General features: G+C 64.6%; 15 protein-coding genes. 10 read left to right on the plus strand and 5 right to left on the minus strand.

Annotated elements, in window-relative coordinates:
* Nucleotides 1-175 precede the first annotated feature (175 nt).
* The 4 genes from LJY25_RS12465 (at nt 176) to LJY25_RS12480 (ending at nt 4,590) form a co-directional block, all read left to right on the plus strand.
* Nucleotides 176-1,234, plus strand: a complete 1,059-nt coding sequence (locus LJY25_RS12465; protein WP_227608676.1) for a hypothetical protein — start codon at nt 176-178, stop codon at nt 1,232-1,234.
* Between the two features lie 119 nt (nt 1,235-1,353).
* Nucleotides 1,354-2,106 (plus strand): DUF6624 domain-containing protein, encoded by a 753-nt coding sequence (locus tag LJY25_RS12470; RefSeq protein WP_227608677.1) that lies wholly within the window; start codon nt 1,354-1,356, stop codon nt 2,104-2,106.
* 170 nt (nt 2,107-2,276) lie between these two features.
* Nucleotides 2,277-2,723 (plus strand): BLUF domain-containing protein, encoded by a 447-nt coding sequence (locus LJY25_RS12475; RefSeq protein ID WP_227608678.1) that lies wholly within the window; start codon nt 2,277-2,279, stop codon nt 2,721-2,723.
* A 10-nt stretch (nt 2,724-2,733) separates the two neighbouring features.
* Nucleotides 2,734-4,590, plus strand: coding sequence for a PAS domain-containing sensor histidine kinase (locus LJY25_RS12480; RefSeq protein ID WP_227608679.1), 1,857 nt, complete (start codon nt 2,734-2,736; stop codon nt 4,588-4,590).
* A gap of 60 nt (nt 4,591-4,650) precedes the next feature.
* Here LJY25_RS12480 and LJY25_RS12485 read toward each other — a convergent pair whose 3' ends face one another.
* Nucleotides 4,651-5,637: a T9SS type A sorting domain-containing protein gene (locus tag LJY25_RS12485; RefSeq protein WP_227608680.1), complete on the minus strand. Its 987-nt coding sequence runs from the start codon at nt 5,635-5,637 to the stop codon at nt 4,651-4,653.
* Between the two features lie 218 nt (nt 5,638-5,855).
* On the opposite strand from LJY25_RS12485, the gene LJY25_RS12490 reads away from it, so the two are divergent.
* From LJY25_RS12490 to LJY25_RS12500, 3 genes are all read left to right on the plus strand, one after another.
* A complete protein-coding gene (locus LJY25_RS12490; protein WP_227608681.1) occupies nt 5,856-6,539 on the plus strand; it encodes an SRPBCC family protein in 684 nt (227 codons plus the stop codon).
* 77 nt (nt 6,540-6,616) lie between these two features.
* Entirely contained in the window at nt 6,617-7,237 is a 621-nt protein-coding gene (locus LJY25_RS12495; RefSeq protein ID WP_227608682.1) for an HAD family hydrolase, read from the plus strand.
* A gap of 67 nt (nt 7,238-7,304) precedes the next feature.
* On the plus strand, nt 7,305-7,715 hold the full coding sequence (locus tag LJY25_RS12500) for a response regulator (protein ID WP_227608683.1): 411 nt from the start codon (nt 7,305-7,307) through the stop codon (nt 7,713-7,715).
* A 154-nt stretch (nt 7,716-7,869) separates the two neighbouring features.
* Here LJY25_RS12500 and LJY25_RS12505 read toward each other — a convergent pair whose 3' ends face one another.
* Nucleotides 7,870-8,952, minus strand: coding sequence for a hypothetical protein (locus LJY25_RS12505; RefSeq protein ID WP_227608684.1), 1,083 nt, complete (start codon nt 8,950-8,952; stop codon nt 7,870-7,872).
* A gap of 213 nt (nt 8,953-9,165) precedes the next feature.
* On the opposite strand from LJY25_RS12505, the gene LJY25_RS12510 reads away from it, so the two are divergent.
* Nucleotides 9,166-10,158: an aldo/keto reductase gene (locus LJY25_RS12510; RefSeq protein ID WP_227608685.1), complete on the plus strand. Its 993-nt coding sequence runs from the start codon at nt 9,166-9,168 to the stop codon at nt 10,156-10,158.
* A 103-nt stretch (nt 10,159-10,261) separates the two neighbouring features.
* On the opposite strand, the gene LJY25_RS12515 is transcribed toward LJY25_RS12510, so the two are convergent.
* Nucleotides 10,262-10,951, minus strand: a complete 690-nt coding sequence (locus LJY25_RS12515) for a DsbA family oxidoreductase (RefSeq protein WP_227608686.1) — start codon at nt 10,949-10,951, stop codon at nt 10,262-10,264.
* Nucleotides 10,952-11,212: 261 nt separating this feature from the next.
* Here LJY25_RS12515 and LJY25_RS12520 point away from each other — a divergent pair, with 261 nt between their 5' ends.
* Together LJY25_RS12520 and LJY25_RS12525 are read left to right on the plus strand one after the other, a co-directional pair.
* On the plus strand, nt 11,213-11,701 hold the full coding sequence (locus tag LJY25_RS12520; protein ID WP_227608687.1) for a YdeI/OmpD-associated family protein: 489 nt from the start codon (nt 11,213-11,215) through the stop codon (nt 11,699-11,701).
* 117 nt (nt 11,702-11,818) lie between these two features.
* Nucleotides 11,819-13,513 (plus strand): acyl-CoA synthetase, encoded by a 1,695-nt coding sequence (locus LJY25_RS12525; RefSeq protein ID WP_227608688.1) that lies wholly within the window; start codon nt 11,819-11,821, stop codon nt 13,511-13,513.
* 126 nt (nt 13,514-13,639) lie between these two features.
* Here the strand turns inward: LJY25_RS12525 and LJY25_RS12530 are convergent, their stop codons facing one another.
* Both LJY25_RS12530 and LJY25_RS12535 read right to left on the minus strand, forming a co-directional pair.
* Nucleotides 13,640-16,492 (minus strand): TolB family protein, encoded by a 2,853-nt coding sequence (locus tag LJY25_RS12530; RefSeq protein ID WP_227608689.1) that lies wholly within the window; start codon nt 16,490-16,492, stop codon nt 13,640-13,642.
* Between the two features lie 102 nt (nt 16,493-16,594).
* Complete coding sequence (locus LJY25_RS12535) at nt 16,595-19,111, minus strand: TonB-dependent receptor plug domain-containing protein (protein ID WP_227608690.1); 2,517 nt, start codon at nt 19,109-19,111, stop codon at nt 16,595-16,597.
* Nucleotides 19,112-19,133 lie beyond the last annotated feature (22 nt).

Here is a 19,133-nt window from a genome sequence, read left to right on the forward strand (position 1 = left end):
TGGTCTGCTTATGCTCGACTTCTCCCAGCCCGATGCCCCACGCCCGCTTCAAAGGGAGTCATGGCTGAAAAAGCTCGGCGCCGTTGCTGTTCTGGTGGCAAGCTGGGGGATTATTCTGTGCGTCATTGGAGTAGCCGGGCTTGACTTTTTACAAGATCGGGCCAGTTCCTTGGAAATGCCCGGTATCGTGCTGCTGTTTGGCTGGGCCACTGGGATTGTGTTGCTCTACCAGCTTCTCGTTGCGGTACACGAAGGCGGGCACGTCGCCGGGGCCTTGCTGGCGCGCTTTCAGATCCTGACCTTTTCGGCGGGCTGGCTTCGCCTTACCCGGCAAGCAGGTGGCTGGAAAGCCCGCTTCCAGCGGCCCGAAAAAGGATTAGGCGGGATGGTGCAGGCGCTTGCGCCGGATGCGCGGAATCTGCGTGGCCGCTATAGCCTGTTTGTTGCCGGTGGTCCCGCCGCTACCTTGCTCACCGGAGCAGCCGCCCTCTGCCTGGGTCAGAAGCTGCTCGGGCATTACGGACCGGAATACGCTGTTCAGCTATCTGCCTACCTGCTGGTCAATGCCCTGCGCGCGTTTGGCTGGCTTTCCCTGATCGTGGGCGGGCTGAACCTGATTCCGATGGTATCCAAGTCGGGGTATAGCCTGGACGGCAAGCACCTTTGGGAGCTGCTACGGGGTGGCCCGGCCATGCACCAAACGCTTGGCATGCTGCAGCTGCAAACCCTCTCCTACGCCGGTATCCGCCCGCGCGACTGGGACCCGGCCCTGCTGCAGCATTTGCTGAGCAATTCCAGCGGCGGACAACTGGACTGCTACGGTCACTACTACGCCTATGCCTATTACTACGACCGCAATGAGCTTGAGCTTATCCGGGAGCACCTCAACGAGGCACTGGACCGCCGCCACCTGACCCCGGTTACCATGCAGCAGCACGTGCTGTGCGAAGCTGCCTCTGTGGCAGCCTTGCTCACGCGCAACACCGAGCAGGCCCGCTACTGGCTCGACAAAGCCCAGCAGGCAAAACCTTTTACCAAGGAGGAAGGCCTATTTGCCCGCGCAGCCGTGGCGTACGCCGAAGGCCATCTGCAGGAAGCCGAAAAGTGGCTGATAGCCGTTCGCAAGCAGGTAGATGAGCTGCCGGAGGCCAGCATGCGCAGTTTGTCGACGGAGCGACTTAATGAGTTTGCAGACCTGCTTCGGCAGGCCAATGAACAGCTTCAAACGGCTTAGCTTCTTCTTTCTGCCGCCAGGAATGCTTTTTCCGGTTTCGGCCTTAGCCGACGCCCGGCTCTCCAGCGCGGGGGTGAGGCGCAAATCCGTAGGTTTGGGCCTTACGATTCAAGCCTCTTATGCCCGCCTTTCGTTATCTTACCTTCCTGCTCTTAAACGTCGCTTTGCTGCCGGCCTGCAACAAGGCTACTCCACTCACCACCCAGGCCCGCCCGCAAACCGGGTTTGACCCGCGCCTCCGGCGGGAGCTGGACAGCATCGACGTGGAGGACCAGAAGTACCGCATCCTGCTGATGGAGGCCATGGGCTCCGACGACAGCCCCGGCCTTGACTCGCTGAAGAAGGCCGCTGGTATTGCCGACGCCCAGGTAGGCCCTTATCTGGCGGAGCAGATGGTGAAGATTGACTCGGCCAACATCAAGCGGGTAGGCGAGATGATCCGCCAGGGCGGCTACCCCGGCAAAACCCGGGTGGGCGAGCCGACCAACGAGGTGGCGCTGCTGGTAATTCAGCACTCGACCCGTATTCCGCGCTACCTGGGCCTGATCGAGCAGGAAGCCGCCAAGGGTGAGGTGCCGTACTACCTGTACGCCCGGATGCTGGACCGCCACCTGATGCAGCAGGGCAAGCCCCAGCGCTACGGCACCCAGGGCCGCAGCTACCACGTGCGCAACGCCCAGGGCCAGCCCGAAACCATTAGCCTGATCTGGCCCATCGAGGATGCCGCCCACGTGAATGAGCGCCGCAAAAAAGCCGGCTTCGACTCCACCGTGGAAGCCAATGCCGAGCGGCTGCGCATCCCCTACCGCCCCGTCACGATGGCCGAGGTCCAGGAGATAGAGCGCCGGGCGGCCGCAGCCGCGCACCCGTAGCACCAAAGCTTCGTGGCGGTTTTAGCTGGGGCTGATGCCCGCAAGCTCAACCGTGAAAACCGCTTTACTGCTCGTCGGTTCGTAACTTGCCCATGCAAACGGCGCCTGCAAGGCTGTCCGATCTTTTATGCATGTACCCAAAGCGCGCGGGCAGGGGCGCTTGTTACCAGATGAATCACATCGTTTATATGAGTCGGGCCGTGCGGCCGCTTTCCGACTACGACCTGCAGGATCTGCTGGCCCAGTGCCGCCGCGACAATTCCCTGCACCAAGTGACGGGCGTGCTTTTTTACAGCCACGGCAGCATCGCCCAGCTGATCGAGGGCGACCCAGCCGTCATCGAGCCCCTGTACGACAAGATCTCCCGGGACGGGCGCCACTCCAACGTGATGCAGCTGGTGAACAAGCCCATTGCCGCCCGCAGCTTCCCCGACTGGTCGATGGCCTTTCATCCGCTCGAAGCCAAGGGCTTTGCCACGCTCGAAGGCTTTTTCATGCCCAGCCACCTGCCGCCCACGCCCGACACCCTGAGCATTGCCGACGCTATGCTGATCGACCTCGTGCGGCAGGCCGTGTTTGGCGCCGACGAGCCGGCTGCTGCCAACCTGACTGCCTGATTGCCTTTCCATGCGCGAACAGCAGCTTCAAACCATTCTGCGGCACATGCCGGCGGGTATCGCCACCTTGCTGGGCCCCGAGCTGCGCTTTGGCTTCGTGAACGAGGCAATGCAGAGCCTGCTTGGCGGCGACACGCCCGAAGGGCAGCCTCTGGCCGACCACCTCGGCGTATTAGCAGCCGACCTGCTGGAGGTGATGCAGCAGGTGTATAGCTCGGGCCGGCCCTACGTGGCCAAGGCCTACGCCCTGCCCGTAGCCGGCAGCGACCCTACGTCCCGACGCTACCTCGACGTGGCGCTGGAGCCGCTGCAGGACGACGAAGGCCAGCCCCAGGGCCTGCTGCTGTTTGCCGTGGACGTAACCGGACAGGAAGAAGCCCGGCAGCGGGCCCACGAGCTGGCTCTGGAAACCCGCCGACTGGACGCCCGCCTGCGCGTGCTCACCGAAACCGCGCCCCAGATTACCTTTTCCATCGACGCCGCCGGCCAGTTTGAGTACGTGAGCCCGCAGTGGTACTATTTTACCGGCCAGCCGCCCACGGCCGATGTAAATGCCATCTGGCCCCTGCTCATTCATCCTGACGACCGGCTGCGGGTGTTGTACCAGTCGGATATGGCCCGGAGCAGCGGCATCGGCTGGAACTTCGAGTACCGCCTGCGTCGCCACGACGGGCAGTACCGCTGGGTGCTGAGCCGGGCCCTGCCCGAGCACCATGCCCCCGACAAGCCCGTGTTCTGGCACGGGGCCGTAACCGAGGTCCACGACCAGCGGGAACTGGCCGAAGCTCTCCGCCAGGGCGAGGCTGAGCTGCGCTTCCTGGCCGACAGCATTCCCCAGCTGATCTGGACGGCATCGGCCGAGGGCTTTATCGACTACTACAACCAGCACACCGCTCAGTACACCGGCCTCTCCACCCAGGAGCTGGGCCCCACCGGCTGGGTCAACTTGCTGGACCCGTCCGAGCAGGCCGGGGCCGCCCGGCGCTGGGTGCAGTGCGTAGCGTCGGGCGAGGATTATGAAGGCCTGTACCGGATGCGCCGCCACGACGGACAGTACCGCTGGCACATCATCCGGGCCCGGCAGCTGGCCGATGCCCGGGGCCCGCGCTGGTTTGGGGCCTGTACCGACGTGGACGACCAGCACCGCCTGCGCGAAGTGCTGCAGACCCAGTACGACGAGCTGGCCCGCACCAACCGCGACCTGGACACCTTCGTCTACACGGCCTCCCACGACCTCAAGCAGCCCTTGTTTAACCTGCGCGGACTGTTTGAGGAGCTGCGTAGCTCCGCTACCTTCCACGACCCCGAGCAGGCCACCCTGCTGGAAATGGTGGACGACGCCCTGCTCCAGCTCGACGGCACCCTGCAGGAGCTGGCCGCCACCGTACAGGACCAGCGGGAGCTGGCCGCCCCCACCGAAGAGCTGGACCTGCAAAGCGTAGCCCAGGAAGTGCTGCTCGGCCTACGGGCTCAGGTAGAAGAAGCGCAGGCCACCATCGACCTCGACGTGGCCGCTGCCCCGACCCTGGTGTATGGCCGGGCCAACCTGCGCAGCGTGCTGCACAACCTGCTCAGCAATGCCCTTAAGTTTGCCCACCCCGACCGGCCCGCTCACATCACCATCAGCAGCTCCTTGTCGGAAAGCGGGCAGCCCCGGCTAACGGTGCAGGACAACGGTCTGGGCATGACGCTGGTGGGGAGTGCCGGGCCTTCCTTTCTGCTCTTTGACCGGCAGCACCCCGGCGTGGCCGGGGCCGGCGTGGGCCTCTACCTCGTGCAGCGCATCATTGACAGCCGGGGCGGGCACCTGGAAGTTGGCAGCACCGTGGACCAGGGTACCACCTTTACCGTGTACTGGTTTGAATAAAATGCCCCGGCTGCACCCCACGAAGGGCACGGCCGGGGCATTTGCGCTGCGTTTAAACGGTTACTGCTTTACCACCCGCAGCGTCTGCGACTGGCTGCCGGCCTGGTACTGCACCAGATACAGCCCGGCCGGCAGACTTTCGCAGCGGAACGACGCCCGCCCGCCCTGCACCGTTTGCACCTGCAGCAGGCGGCCGTCCAGGTCGAGCAGCCGGACCCAGGCCGGTCCAGCGGCCGGCTGCTGGGCACGGACGGTCAGCACGTCGGTGGCGGGACTGGGGTAGGCGTGCAGCCCGAAGTCGGCGCGGGCGGGGCGGGTACTGAGCGGCACGGCGTTGATGGTAGCGGCCATTACGTTGAGCACGCCCGTAGCTACCGTTTTGTTGATGGTAATGGTCCGAATCGTCTTGACCTGGCTGGTCAGGGGCAAGATCAGGCGCAGCTGGTAGAGGCGGGGGTCGGACGTACTGTTGGTAATGGCGTTGTTGTCGCGGTTTACCCGGCCGATGCCCTGAATAGCGAAGCCGCTGCCCCCAAACCAGTCAGCCGCCGACTGGCCCGCGAATACGTCGGAGCTGTTGTCGGTGTAGCCGACGGTGACGGTGAACGTGCTGGCTCCGTTGCCCGAGGTGACGAGCAGGTACAGTTCCCGGGCAGGCTGGGGTGCGGTTACGGTCAGCACCCCGGAGTTGATGTCGGCCAGGCGCAGGGTGTTGCTGGCCGTATAGGGCGCGAGCTGGAAGGTGAGGCCGGGGGTAGCCGCGCTGCTGATCAGGCCGGAGGCGGGCAGAAAGGTCGTGGGCACGGCTCCGGTCGGGCTCACGAAGCTGGGCGCCATAAAGGTAAACCGGTTGTTGAGCGCGCCCCCATCGACGTCGGCGGTGGTGGAAGCCGTGACGGCGCCGGCGCCGTTGGCTACTACATCCTGGTTGAAGCCGGTAACGGCGAGCGGCAGGTAGTTGGCGGTCTGGGCCCGGGCGGAGGTGGCGCTAGCCAGCCCGAGGGCAGCGAGAAATAAGGAAGCAACGAGCGTAGAGGTTTTTTTCATACCGGATGTCAGGTGTAAATGGCCGGCTAAATATATCCACGCAACCGAATAAAGCTGATACTCAAATCTTTTTCAACGAAAAACTTTCAAATCCCGCCCGGCGCGGGCGGCTGCTGGCCTTTCCGCGTCGGAGTCCGGCGGCCGGCTGCTTAGCGGTTGCGGTGGTAACGGCAATGGTCGTATTTTCGCGGTTGGTCTTTTTCCGCTGCGGCTGCATTATGTCACTTCTTCGTACGCTTTGCCTGCTTTCTGCCCTGCTGACGGCCTTTGCCGGCGCGGCTTCTCCCCCACCCCGGGCGGAAGACAAGGCTGGCTGGCACCTGGAGACGGACAAGGACGGTATCCGGGTGTATTCACGCTTTCTGCCCAACAGTCGGCTCAAGGAAATCAGGGTGCACTGCGAAATGCCCGGCACCCTCAGCCAGCTGGTGGCGCTGTACTCCGACGTCGACAACTACCCCCAAGTAATCAGCCGCACCAGAACGGCCCGGCTGCTGCGCCGCCCGAGCGAAACCGAGCTGTACTACTACCTCGAAACCGACATGCCCCCGCCCGTGGCCGACCGTGACCTGGTGATGCACCTGCAGTTTGCCTACGACGCCGGGCAGCAGGTGCTGGTGATGAATACCACGGCGGCCAACGGTCTGGTGGCCCCTCAGGCCGGGCTGGTCCGGATTCCGTACTGGTCGGGGAAGTGGCAGGTGCGGCCGGTGGGCTCCAACCGCCTGCAGATCGACTATACCTTTCTGGTGGACCCGGGCGGGGAGCTGCCCGCGTGGCTGGTGAACATGGTGGCCCCGGTGGCACCCTACCAGTCGTTTGTACAGCTCCGCGACGCCCTGCAGCTGCCCCGCTACCAGGGCCGCTCGTTCAGCTTTATCAGTCCGGCGGCCCGCCGCTAGCCGGGGGTAGCGGCAAGTTGCGGTAGTTGCAGACGCGTGCTGTAGCTTTGCCGGCGAATATCAACCCCGCGCTTTTTATGTCTGCTTCCTCTATCACGGCCGTCATCTTTGATCTGGGCGGAGTGCTCATCGACTGGAACCCGCGCTACCTCTACCGCAAGCTGATTGCCGATGAGGCGGAGATGACGCGCTTTCTCGACACCATCACCACGCCCGACTGGAACGAGGAACAGGATGCCGGCCGCTCCCTGGCCGAGGGCACGGCCCTGCTGGCCGCTCAGCACCCCGAGCACCGGGAGCTGATCGAGCATTTCTACGGCCGCTGGCCCGAAATGCTGGGCGGCGCCATCCAGGGTACCGTCGACATCCTGGCCGAGCTGCGCGACGCGGGCAATTACACGCTCTACGCCCTCACGAACTGGTCGGCCGAGACGTTTCCGGTAGCCCAGCAGCAGTTCGGGTTTCTAAGCTGGTTTGAGGGTATCGTGGTGTCGGGCACCGAGAAGATGCGCAAGCCCGCGCCGGCGTTCTACCAGCTGCTGCTTACGCGCTACGACCTGGAGCCCGGGCAGGCGGTGTTTATCGATGACAACGAGCGGAACATCCGGGCCGCTGAAGCCCTGGGGTTGCACGCGCTGCTGTTTCAGACGCCGGAGCAGCTGCGCCAGGACCTGCTGGCCCTGGGCGTGCTGGCGTAAAACCGTCGTTGCCCGGTTTCCCGTATAGCTTCGGACCTGCCCTTCTACCGCCCCTCCCCCTTTCTCCATGCAAAAGCTAGGCTGTACCCTGTTGGTTGATGACGACCAGACCACCAACTTTCTGAATCAGCTGCTGCTCCGAAACCTGGCTGTTACCGACAAGCTCCTGGTAGCCCGCAACGGGCAGGAGGCGCTGGACATGCTGCAGGACTCCAGCAAGCAGGGCGAGTGCCCTCAGCTGATTCTGCTCGACGTGAACATGCCGGTCATGAATGGCTTCGAGTTTCTGGAAGCCTACGAGCAGCTGAGTTTGCCCCAGCGGCAGTCGGTCGTTATTATCATGCTGACGACGTCCTTGCACCCGCGCGACGTGCAGCGCGTGCAGGAAGCCAGCATTGCCGGCTACCTCAGCAAGCCCCTCACCAAAGAGAAAGTCAACGACATCCTGAAAACCCACTTCCAGCGGGAGCTGCCGTAAGGCAGGAGCCAGGAGCTAGAATAAAAGGCAGTAGTAGCGCAGGAACAGCAACATCGTTCCGCAACACGCGAATCTGGCTGCCTAAATCAAACCGCCCGGCCGGCCTTCTTTCCGAAGGACCCGACCGGGCGGTTTGATTTACGCAGCTCCGAACCTACTGCTTGTCCGGCTCCTCGTTGCGGTCGGCGGCGCGGCGGGGGGCCGGGCCATAGTCGGCATCGTCGTCCTGCTTGGGGGTCTGCTGCGCGGTTTGGTCCTGCCGGTCGCGGCGGTAGTCGTCCTTGGTTGGCGAGGCGGCGCCGGCGGCCGGGTTCATGGTATCGACGGGGTCGTTGTAGGAGCCGCCGCGGGAGCCCACGCCGGCAGTCTCACTCCCCTGGAAGCTGGCCTCCCCGGCTGATTTGGTGTAGCCCGTGCGGGAGCCGGCGGCTTCCTGCCGGTCGGCTGCGGGACCGGTGGCCGGGCGCCCCGCCTCGTTTAAACCGTTCAGCCCTTCTCCCGAGCCGTGCCGCGTGGGCTCCGGGGTATAGGATACGCCGGGGTTCAGGCCGCTGCCGTCGGGCTGGGCCGGAATGTAGTCTTCGGTCTGGTTGCGTACCGGCTCCCCGGCTTTATCGGCCGCCGGACGGGCACCAGCAGCCCCACCCAGGGACGTGCGGCCGTAGTCTTCGCTGAAGCCCGAGCTGGGAGCCTGGGGGGAGGCGTTGTCGTTGCGGTAGTGCGGGTCCACGGTAGTGCCGGCCTGGGGGCTGCCGGGCTGGTGCCCGAACGTGCTGCCCTGAGGGTCCTGCTCTTCCGAGCCGGTGTTGTTGATTGGGTGGCCGCCGTCGTAGCCCCCGCGGGTAGCGCCCTGCCGGCCCAGCTCACCGTTGTAGGTTTCGTCGCCGCGAAACTGGTCGCCGTAGCCGCCCTGGGTGCTGCCCGGCCCCTGGGGCCCGAACTCGCCCCGGCCGGGGCTGCTGAGCTGATTCTCGATCCGGTCGGAGTCGCGGTAGCTGCCCTGGGTGCTGTTGCTCATGTTGCCCCCGTAGCTCTCGCCTTTGGCGCCAGAGTCCTGGCCGGAGTCAAGGCCCTTTTGCGGCACCTGGCGTTGGGTGAGGGCTTCGGCCTCGGGGGCTGGCTGCTGGTCGTCGGTGCCGGGCAGGCGGCCGGGGCCATCGGAAGGCGGGCCAACCAGCGGGTTGGTCTGCGGGGCGTCGTCGGCGGGAGAAGCGGAGTTCTGAGGGTCAGTGGTCATGGCAGGGGGTGTGTTGGGCAGAAAGCAGCTGCTTCTTCCCCGGCATACGGGGCCCCGGAAACAGGGTTTTTCGGCCTGATTGGCAACCAGACCCTGCATCAATAAAACTTGCGACTGACAGCCGGCCATAACCTTCGGCTGCCCGGCGGGGTTAACCCAGTTCGTCGCCGGCCCGGGAGCCGGCTTTATCATCTACTAAAACACCGTATTCAGATGGAGTATATTGAGCTGGGCTCGTCGGGCCTTACCGTTTCGCGCATCACCTTCGGCTCCTGGGCGGCCGGGGGCTGGATGTGGGGCGGCACCGAGCAGAACGATGCCGTCGGCGCCATTCACGCCTCGTTCGACCTGGGCGTCACGAGCATCGATACTGCCCCGATCTACGGGCAGGGGCTGAGCGAGGAAATCGTGGGCGAGGCCATCAAAAGCCTGCCGCGCGACCAGGTGCAGATCCTGACCAAGTTCGGCATGCGCTGGGATCTGGCGAAGGGCACCCTGTCCATGAAAAGCAGGAACAACGAGGGCCAGGACATCGACGTGTACAAGTACGCCGGCCGTGAAAGCATCATCAGGGAGTGCGAAGACTCGCTGCGCCGCCTGGGCACCGACTATATCGACCTCTACCAGATTCACTGGCCCGACGTGACCACGCCCATTGCCGAAACGATGGAAGCCGTGCAGCGCCTGATCGAGCAGGGCAAGGTCCGGGCCGCCGGCGTCAGCAACTACAGCGTGGCCCAGATGCAGGAAGCCGAGCAGGTCCTGAACCTGGCTTCCAACCAGGTGCCCTACAGCATGGTGCGACGCGACATCGAAAAGGACGTAGTGCCCTACTGTGTGGAGCACGGCAAGGCTATTCTGGCTTACAGCCCCCTACAGCTCGGGTTGCTGACCGGTAAGATCAGGCCGGGCCAGCCTTTCGACGAAGGCGACCTGCGCGCTACCCACCCGCTGTTCAAGCCCGAGTTCGTGACCCGCGTCAACCGGTTCCTGGACAAGATCCGGCCGATGGCCGAAAGCAAGAGCGCCACGCTGGGGCAGCTGGTGCTGCGCTGGACGCTGGCGCAGCCGGGCATTTCGGTAGCCCTCGTCGGAGCCCGCAACGCCGAGCAGGCCGTGCAGAACGCCCGCGCCATCGACCTCACCCTCTCCCCCCAGGAAGTGGACTTCATCACGCGGGAGCTGGAGGAGGGCTTAGGGGCTTAGGGGCTTAGGGGCTTAGGGTGGGTACTGCCCTGCTAATGTCAGGTTAGAAAAAGGGCCCGCAACTTCCGTTACGGGCCCTTTTCTTTTGAACGACCTAAGCGCCCTAACAACCTTCCGGGCCGCAGGCGGGGCCGTCGGTGGCTACGTGCTGGAGCGGCTTGGTTTCTTCCCACACCTTTCCCAGCACTTCCTGGAACAGCTCACTGGGCTGGGCGCCGGATACGGCGTACTTGTCGTTGAACACGAAGAAGGGCACACCGCGGACGTTGATCTGCCGGGCCTGGTACTCGTCGTGGCGCACGGCTTCGGCGTAGGTGCCGTTGCTCAGCGCGGTGCGGGTTTCGGCTTCGTCCAGACCGATTTCCGCGCCCAGCCTGACCAGCGTTTCCAGGTCGCCGAGGTTCTGACCCTCGGTGTAGTAGGCGGCAAACAGCCGCTCCTTGGCCGCGCCCTGCAGGCCGTGCTCAGCGGCCAGGTGAATAAGCTGATGACCGAGAAAGGTGTTGGTCGGCACTACGCGGTCGAAGTCGTACTGCAGGCCAACTTCCCGGGCTACCTGCGCCATGTGGTCGTTCATCTGCCGGCCCTGGGCCACCGATATGCCCTTGCGCTCGGCCAGCAGCTCATGAATGCTCTGCCCGGGCTTGTTCTGCATGGACGGGTCCAGTTCGAAGCTGCGCCACACAATATCAACTTCTTCGGAGTGGGAAAACTGCTGCAGGGCAGCTTCAAAGCGCCGCTTGCCGATGTAGCAGAACGGACACATGATATCAGACCAGATTTCGACTTTCATAGTGGGGAGGGGAAAAAGGAATACGCAGAAACCAGCCCTGTAGCAAAAGGTTTCATCAGGTGTGGTTGTTGGTTGTTGGTTGTTGGTTGTTGGTTGTTGGTTGTTGGTTGTTGGTTGTTGGTTGTTTAGAGAAGATACTGACCGATGCCGCAGAATCAATTCTTAATTCCTGATTCTTAATTACTAATTAATCATAGCTGCCTCAGGATGCCTCCTCCGCGCCGGGGTTGATTCTCGCCCGGCCCTGCTACCTTTCCGGCTATGGAAATGCCCTCCGTCACGATGCCGACCCGCCTGGAAAAGGGCGGCCCGAGCTTTATGCCCACCCAGATTGTGGTGGTGCCCGCGTCGGTGGTCGAAGAGCTGGGCGGCAAAGCCGTGAAGCGCGTGCTCGTGACCGTGGACGGCCAGACCCTGCGCCTGGGCTTGCTGCCGATGGGCGCCGGGCAGCGGTACCTGATGCTCAACAAAGACCTCTGCCAGCGCCTGGGCCTCCGCCCCGGTCAGGAGCTGGTCCTCACCCTGTCTCCCGACCCCAACCCCGAGCACGTGGAGCTGCCGGCGGAGCTGAGCGAAGCCCTCGACGCCTGGCCGGAAGCGGAAACCGCCTTTCAGCGTCAGAGCGGGGCCATGAAGCGGGCCATGGCCCGGCATGTAAACGAGGCCCGGCAGGCGGACACCCGTGCCCGGCGGGCCGTGGAGTTGGCCGGGCGCCTGGCCCGGGGCGGGCATCCGTTCCGGAGCAGCTGACGGCTGTGGCGGAAGGTTCCGGGTTAGTTAGTATAGCTTGCTTTCAGCAACTCCGGCTGAGCTTCTCCGTTCGAACAAGCTGGCAGCGGCCAAGAGCCAAAAGCAACCTTCACCATCATGCAAACCTACTTTCAGCAGTTTCAGCGCATTGCCGAGGCTGGCAGCTACCAGGAGCTTGATGAGCTGCCGGTGCCTAAGATTCAGCACTTCAATTGGACCACCGATATCTTCGAAGGCCTGCACGTGGCCCGGCACCCCGAAAAAGCCGCCCTGCTCCTGGTCGATGACGAAAGCACCCGGGAAATAAGCTACGCGGAGCTGGCCGCCCGGGCCAACCGCCTGCTTTGCTACTGGCAGGACCAGGGCGTGGCTTCCCAGGACGCGGTGCTGCTGATGGTGCCGGTGTGCGCCGAGCTGTGGGACACCTACGTGGCGGGCATCAAAGGCGGGCAGGTTTTGATTCCCACGGCTACTATCATGACGGTCAAGGACCTAAAATACCGCTTTGGCCGTTTGCTACCGACGGTGGTTGTTGCCGACGCCGAAAATGCCGCCAAGATTGACGAGGCCGAGCAACGTATCGGCAAGCCTATTCTGCTCAAGATGCTGGTGGGTGATGCAACCCGGCCGGGCTGGGTGAGCTTCAGCGAAACGGCGGGCTATGATGGTACCGCCCAAGCGGCCCGCACCCGCCCCGACGACCCGTTGTTTCTGTTCTTCACCTCCGGCACCACGGGCCTGCCCAAAGTCGTTACCCACACGCATTTCTCCTACCCCGTCGGCCACCTGAGCACGGCAGCCTGGATTGGCCTGCGCCCTTCCGACCGGCACTGCAACATCGCCCAGGCGGGCTGGGCCAAGTTTGCGTGGAGCAGCTTTTTTGCCCCGCTCAACGTGGGCGCGACCTTGGTGGTGTACCAGAATGCCGGCCGGTTTGCGGCTCCTCCCCTGCTGGCCGCTTTGGAGAAGCACGGAGTTACCAGCTTCTGCGCCCCGCCCACCGTGCTGCGGCTGCTTATCCTCGAAGACCTGACCCGGTACCGGTTCAGCTTCCGGGAGTGCGTCAGCGCCGGGGAGCCGCTCAACCCCGAGGTGATTGACGCCTGGCAGCGGGGCACCGGCATTCAGATCCGCGACGGGTACGGGCAAACCGAAAGCACCGCCATGATCTACAACCTGCCCGGCTCCGAGGTGCGACCGGGCTCCATGGGCCGGCCGTCGTTTATGTACGACATCGTTATTGCCGACGAGGAAGGCAACATGCTCCCGCCGCTGGAAGAAGGCCATATTGCCGTGCGCACTGATACGGCCCGGCCCAACGGCATCTTCAAGGAATACTTCGGGGAGCCGGAGCGCCGGGCCAGCGTGTTTCACCACCGCCTCTACTACACCGGCGACAAAGCCTACGCCGACCGGGACGGCTACCTCTGGTTTGTAGGCCGCGACGACGACGTTATCAAGTCCAGCGACTACCGGGTGGGTCCGTTTGAAGTGGAAAGCGTGCTGGTAGAGCACCCGGCCGTGGTGGAAGCGGCCGTAGTCGGCTCTCCCCATCCTATCAAGGGGCACGAAATCAAAGCGTTTGTGATTCTGCGACCAGGAACGGAGGCTACTGCCGGGCTGGCCGCCGAGCTGTTCGCTTACAGCCAGGAACACCTGGCACCGTATAAGATGCCCCGCATCCTGGAATTCGTGCCCGAGCTGCCCAAGACCATCAGCGGCAAGATCCGGCGGGTGGAACTCCGGGCCCTGGAAGAAGAGCGGCGCCGCACCGGCAAGCAGGGAAAGTCCGAGTTTCTCTACGAGCGGTAGGGCTTAATTCTTAGGACCTTAGAATGGTACTGCCCTCCTGACGTCAGGTTACAAAAAGGGTCCGCAACCGAAGTTAAGGTCCCTTTTATTATTGGGCGTTTGCACTAAGACCTAAGTCCCTAAGCCCTAAAACCGAATATTAAACGCCAGCGGCTCGACTACCCAGGTTTTGCGGTAGGTGTTGTAGACGACCCGGACGCCGCCTTCGAGCGGGGTGCGCAGGCGCAGCACGTTGAACAGGACCAGCGCGTCGAGGCCCACGTTGCGGTAGTTGGTTTGCCGGCTCTGGGTTTCACCGCGGGCCATATCGAGGAAGGCAGTGGCCCGCAGGCGCTGGATGTAGAGCAGGCGGCCCAGGTTCCAGTGCGTGTAGGCCAGGGGCAGGTAGTAGTCGGCGCTGCTGGTACGAAGGCGGTCGAAGCTCACGTAGCTTTCGCCCCGCGGAAACGACACGGCCGGCGCAAACTGGTACTGGCGCTGGTCCTGCCACTGGTAGCCGGCCCGCAGGCGCAGGGCATGGTGCCGACCCAGGCCGGGCAGAAACAGGCTGGCCTGGGCTGCCCGCTGCCCGGCCTTCAGGCCGGTCCCGAACGGCGTCGTGCGCCAGGTTGCCAGCAGGTTTCCCCCGGCCCGGGGAGCCACGTCCCGGGCGCTCTGCCTGAGCTGACTGGCGTAGAAAAGGGTCGTCTGCACGGCATGCAACGGGCGGGTGGCGCTGACTTCGGTACGGCGCCGTACCGGCAGGTCGTAGTCGTACACCCGTTCGTGCAGGTAGTACGACCCCAGGCTCAGGCCCTGCAGAAATCGGGAGCGTGTGAGCGTGAGCGGTACCCGCATCCCGGCCGTCACCCGGGCGTAGCGCCACTGGTCCCGCACCAGCGTATCGAGCGGCTGCACCCGGTCGGTGTACAGCGCGGCGTTGCGCCCCCCGTAGGTTACGTCGACGTCGAGCACCGGGAATTGGCCCTGGTAGCTGATGCCCCCCGAAACGCTGCCGGTGCGTTCCACCTGGTCGTAGCCGATGCCGGCAAAGGCCTGGGTGGTGCTGAGCAGGTCCTGGGACCGGACGCCAAGCGTCACGCCATTACCGGTCGGGCTTTGCACCAGTCCCCAGCTGAACACATTAAAGGCGTGGCGCAGGGGCGAGTAGCGCTGCACGCCGTAGCGCACCGTGCTGGTATCGGGTTGGGCCAGCAGCGCCGCAATGCCCGCCCCGGCCGGCTCCTGGGCCGACAGCTCCGCCGCGTAAATGCCGGGGGCATCGGCCGTGGCGGTTGGTACCGGCGTCCAGGCGGCGGGGTCGAGGGGCATTTCCACAACCCGGCTGCCCGTGGCGCGGTAGTCGTGGAACGCCAGGTGGCGGCCGTCGGGAGCAACGGCCGCTTGGTAGGCGCCGAACGGCCGGGACGTGACGCGGTAGGTCTGGCCCGAACTGATGTTTACGGCAAAGATGTTGTCGATACCGGCCTGGGGCGAGTTATAGAGCACAAAGTCGTCCCAGGGCTGGGGGTTGGTCAGGTTCACGTTGGCCACCGGCAGCAGGGCCCGGACCGAGCCGTTGGCCGGGTCCAGCACCTCAATAGTCTTCCCGGCCTTTTTGAGCGTGACGGCCACGATGCGGCGGCCGTCGGGGTGCCAGCGGGGCTGCAGGTAGAAGTCGTTCTGCGGGTTGGGCAGCACCTGCTCCACGGCTCCGGTGCTGGTATTCAGAACGACCAGGGAATGATGGTAGCCGGGGTCGGTCTGCACGGCCACGAGGCGGCTGCCGTCGGGCGAGAGGGCCGCGGCCGAGTAGCGTCCTTCTTTGCCGATGCGCGTCAGCTTACCCGAGGCCAGGTCCAGCACCTTCAGCTCCGACCAGATCTTCTGCCCCCAGCGTGGGTGCACCCGAAACTCCGGCCACACCGCCCTGCCCCCGTTTACCGACAGCATCTCGGGCAGATTCAGCAGGCCGGGCACAAACACCTTTTCCTCCCGGCCGCGGCGGCTAAGCTTTACCAGCTGCGGAATATGGCCCAGGCCGCTCTTGAAGGCCAGCACCGTACTGTCGGAGACATACTGCGGGTATTCGTACTGCGTGAACACCCGCTCCGATTCCCGCACGACAAACTCCCGTACCGGCGTTTCGGCCGGCTGAGCCCGCTGCTGGGCCCGCCAGACCGAGTCCAGCTCGTGCATGGTGCGGTTGTACAGCTGCTCTACCCGCAGGCCGGTGGTGCGGCGGACGGCGTGGGAAAAGGAGAACGGGTAAAACGGAAACCGGTAGTACCTATCGAACACCGACGACCACACCCCCGGGCCGTGGTGCACCTTCAGGTACGACGTCATGAAGTAGCCCAGCACGTACCAGTTGGGCACGTTGTCGCGCAACGAGCCGTTCACCGACTTCGGATACGCGTACCGCCGGCCGCTGAGCAGGTTGGCGCGCAGGCCTACCCCGAAGCTGGGTACCCGGCCCCGGCCGCTGCGGGTCAGGGCGGTTTCGGTGCCCACGGCGTCGCCCTCGAAAAACCACTGCGGCACGCCCACCGCGGCAATGCCCAGGGCGCCGTCGCCAAACAGCGGCCCCAGGATGCGGCCCACGCCCTGCCGGGCCTTTTCAAACTGCCCCACGTGCCGGTATTCGTGAATGACCAGCCCGTCGAGCCAGTCTACCGTGCCCAGGTCCATGGCCTGCTGAGGCGTGATGAAAAACTCGGAATGCCGAGGCAGAAAGGTGACGAAACCGTTGCTGACGGTGGTCTGGTTCTGAAGCACCACGGCAATCGGGCGGGGCTTTACGCCCAGGGTGGCGGTGCCCGGCTCCCGCACCTGCTCCAGGCGGCGGGCAGTGCGCTGAGCGGTCGAGTCGAGCCCGGCGGGGTAGAGCACCCGGAAGTGGGGAGTGCGTACTTCCCGCCATGGCAGCGAAGGCGGGTTCTGCTCGAGCAGCGGCAGGCTTTGAGCACTTCCGGTCAGGGCCGCAAACAGACTCAGCACCCCCGGAGCAAACAGTTTTAAATGTTGAAGGCTAAGTTTTCCGTGTAGTACGCCCATCCGATTCATTCAGCATTCAACAATTAGCATTCAACATTTTCCACGTTACCTGTCCCGCACCAGCACCGTGCCGGTACCCCGGCCCGGCTGCCCGTTTGAAGTCAGGCCCTCAGCGGTAGCCTGAAAGGTACCCCCGGCATCGGCCGTGTAAAACGTAAGCTGGGTGCGGCCGGTAGCATCGGTCTGTACGTTGGGCGCCCAGAAGAGTGTGGTCCGGCGCGGGTCGGGCCGGGGAGCTTTGGCCGAAGCCTCGTACCGGGGCGCGTAAAACTCCCGGGCCCGGTAGTAGCCCGGCATGCGCAGGGTCAGCAGGCCCGGGGTAGCCTCCTTGCGGTAGTTGTAGCTGGGGTTGCCGCGGCGGGTGAGAATGGCAATTACGCCGTTGGCCCCGTTGCCGCCGAAGGAAGCCGCCGACCCGCCCTTCAGGATTTCCACCGATTCCACGTCGGCAGCGGGGTAGTAGGCAATGGCATCAAGCGTAACGGGCACGCCGTCGAGCAGGATAACGGGGCTGTTGTCGCCCTCAATGGACGAGGCGCCGCGAATCTGAATGCTCATGTTGGGCTCCTGCCCCGTAATGGCCACGCCCGGCACCCGGCCCTGAAGCAGCTGCAGAATGGAAAACGTCGAGGACTGCGGAAAGTCGGCGGGCTTTACTACGGTGGCGTTGGCCAGGGAATAGATGCGGCGCGGGTCGGTGGGTTCCTCCTGCTTTTTACCCTGAATGGTAACGCCCTTGAGCAGGGTGCTTTTGGTGGTATCGAGGCGGAAGCTGCGCTCGGCGCTCTGCTGCTGCTGGCTGCGGCGCACGTAGTCGGTTACCGCTGCGGGAGGCGTGGGCGGCAGCGGCGCCAGCACCACACCCGCGGCGCCGGGGGCGTCGGTAAGGCGGATGACGAGGTTGCGCCCGCCCTTGGCGGTGCGGGCCTGCAGGGTAATGCGGGCCGTGTCGCGCCCGGTGAAGCCCCGAAACAGAAACCGCCCCTCCGCGTCGGTGGTAGCAGTCAGGAACAGCTTTTCGGGCCGGTCCTGCAAAAAGGTGAGCTGGCTGCCGCCGGCGGGCTTCTGGTTGGGAGTGGTGACCTGCCCGCCCAGGTTCAGGGCCTGCTCCAGCACGAAGTCGCGCGGGGGCTGCTGCCCGGCCAGCACCTGCTTCCACACAAACCGCCGCCAGCCCTGGGTTAGCAGCAGGTCGTTGAGGGCCTGCCGCACGTCGGGCGTATTTTCCTGGAAGTAATAGTCGGGGCTTTCCACCCGGCCACCCAGGTCGGAGGTCAGCAGCAGGTTCGAGGCAATAGACTCGCCCGCACTGCCCGCGCCGGCATCGGCCACGGCCACCGACAGCCGGGCGGCCACGGGCTTACCGGCCGCATCCGTCGCGCTGACGGTGAGTTGCACCGCTTCCCGGGGGCCGTAGCTGGGCTTATCAGGCGTGAGCGTGACGCGCACGGGCTGCTCGGTCAGGGCAAACGCCAGTCGCTCACACTGGGGCTGGCCCTGCTCGTCGAACACGGTGAAGTGCACCACGCCGGCCGGAAACCGGCTTTTCGGCACCCGGGCCACGAACGGGTCGGCCCCGCTGACGGCTCCCTGCCCCACGAAGGCCAGCTGCCCCCGCACGTGCGACACCAGCAGGATGTTGCCGCCCGCAGCGGCTCCGGCCGGAACCCGGCGGCGCACAATCACCGTGAAGAAGTCGTTGGTTTCCACTACCCGCAGGGCGTAGCCGCTGGGCTGACCAGCCGGCAGCGGGTACTCGGCCGTGGTGCCGCCCGGCAGCGTGACGCTGGCCCGGTAGCGCTGCCCCGGCGCGGGCGTAAACCGGAACGAGCCCATGCCCAGGTGGTGGCTGCTGAAGGTGGTAACCGCTTTGCCCTGGGCATCGAGCAGGGTTCCTTTCACGTCCACGCCCCGGCCGTAGGCGTCGGTGGCCTTAAAGCCGACCACGCTTTCCAGCTCATCCACCAGGGTACCACCTTCGGGAAAGAACTGCACGTTGGTGCGGGCCGCTACTGCGGGTACGGCGGCGCTGCGCTTGCCGGCTTTGCCGACCGGAGTGCCCGTACCGGCCGGTGCGGTACCGGCCGGCCAGATGGCAAGCTGCCGGGAATAGAAGAAGTCGGGACTGGCATTGCGCATCCAGTTGGTATAGGCCCGGATCAGGTAGCTGCCGGCCGGCAGCGTATCGGGCAAAGCCAGGTCACCATGAGTTAATCCATTCTGCAGCCGCAGCGTCCGGCGAGCCACTACCTGCTTCCCGGCCGAAACCAGGTCCACGTACAGCACCTTGCTCAGGGTATCGGGGCGGTGCTGGCCGGCGTCCACCACATACGCCTTAAACCAGATGGTTTCGCCGGTGGCATAAAAGGCTTTGTCGAGGTGCAGATACGCCTTTTCGGGCAGGGCTGCCTGGTAAAACCCCACGACGCTTTTCAGGATTCGTTCCACTACCTCATCGGCGGCGGGACGGAACGCGGCGGTGCCCCCGACCATGGGCAGCAACAGCAGAAGCAGGAATTGGCGAAAGACCCGGGAGCGGCCCGGCGCAGAGGGTAGCGGCATAGCAGTAGCGGTAAGTCCCGAA

The sequence above is a fragment of the Hymenobacter translucens genome (genome assembly GCF_020685205.1).
Lineage (GTDB): Bacteria > Bacteroidota > Bacteroidia > Cytophagales > Hymenobacteraceae > Hymenobacter > Hymenobacter translucens.

Excerpts from the sequence above, each read along its gene's own strand:
- LJY25_RS12465 (WP_227608676.1), top strand. The coding sequence starts at position 176 with ATGCCCGGTATCGTGCTGCTGTTTGGCTGGGCCACTGGGATTGTGTTG.
- LJY25_RS12470 (WP_227608677.1), top strand. The coding sequence starts at position 1,354 with ATGCCCGCCTTTCGTTATCTTACCTTCCTGCTCTTAAACGTCGCTTTG.
- LJY25_RS12475 (WP_227608678.1), top strand. The coding sequence starts at position 2,277 with ATGAATCACATCGTTTATATGAGTCGGGCCGTGCGGCCGCTTTCCGAC.
- LJY25_RS12480 (WP_227608679.1), top strand. The coding sequence starts at position 2,734 with ATGCGCGAACAGCAGCTTCAAACCATTCTGCGGCACATGCCGGCGGGT.
- LJY25_RS12485 (WP_227608680.1), bottom strand. The coding sequence starts at position 5,637 with ATGAAAAAAACCTCTACGCTCGTTGCTTCCTTATTTCTCGCTGCCCTC.
- LJY25_RS12490 (WP_227608681.1), top strand. The coding sequence starts at position 5,856 with ATGTCACTTCTTCGTACGCTTTGCCTGCTTTCTGCCCTGCTGACGGCC.
- LJY25_RS12495 (WP_227608682.1), top strand. The coding sequence starts at position 6,617 with ATGTCTGCTTCCTCTATCACGGCCGTCATCTTTGATCTGGGCGGAGTG.
- LJY25_RS12500 (WP_227608683.1), top strand. The coding sequence starts at position 7,305 with ATGCAAAAGCTAGGCTGTACCCTGTTGGTTGATGACGACCAGACCACC.
- LJY25_RS12505 (WP_227608684.1), bottom strand. The coding sequence starts at position 8,952 with ATGACCACTGACCCTCAGAACTCCGCTTCTCCCGCCGACGACGCCCCG.
- LJY25_RS12510 (WP_227608685.1), top strand. The coding sequence starts at position 9,166 with ATGGAGTATATTGAGCTGGGCTCGTCGGGCCTTACCGTTTCGCGCATC.
- LJY25_RS12515 (WP_227608686.1), bottom strand. The coding sequence starts at position 10,951 with ATGAAAGTCGAAATCTGGTCTGATATCATGTGTCCGTTCTGCTACATC.
- LJY25_RS12520 (WP_227608687.1), top strand. The coding sequence starts at position 11,213 with ATGGAAATGCCCTCCGTCACGATGCCGACCCGCCTGGAAAAGGGCGGC.
- LJY25_RS12525 (WP_227608688.1), top strand. The coding sequence starts at position 11,819 with ATGCAAACCTACTTTCAGCAGTTTCAGCGCATTGCCGAGGCTGGCAGC.
- LJY25_RS12535 (WP_227608690.1), bottom strand. The coding sequence starts at position 19,111 with ATGCCGCTACCCTCTGCGCCGGGCCGCTCCCGGGTCTTTCGCCAATTC.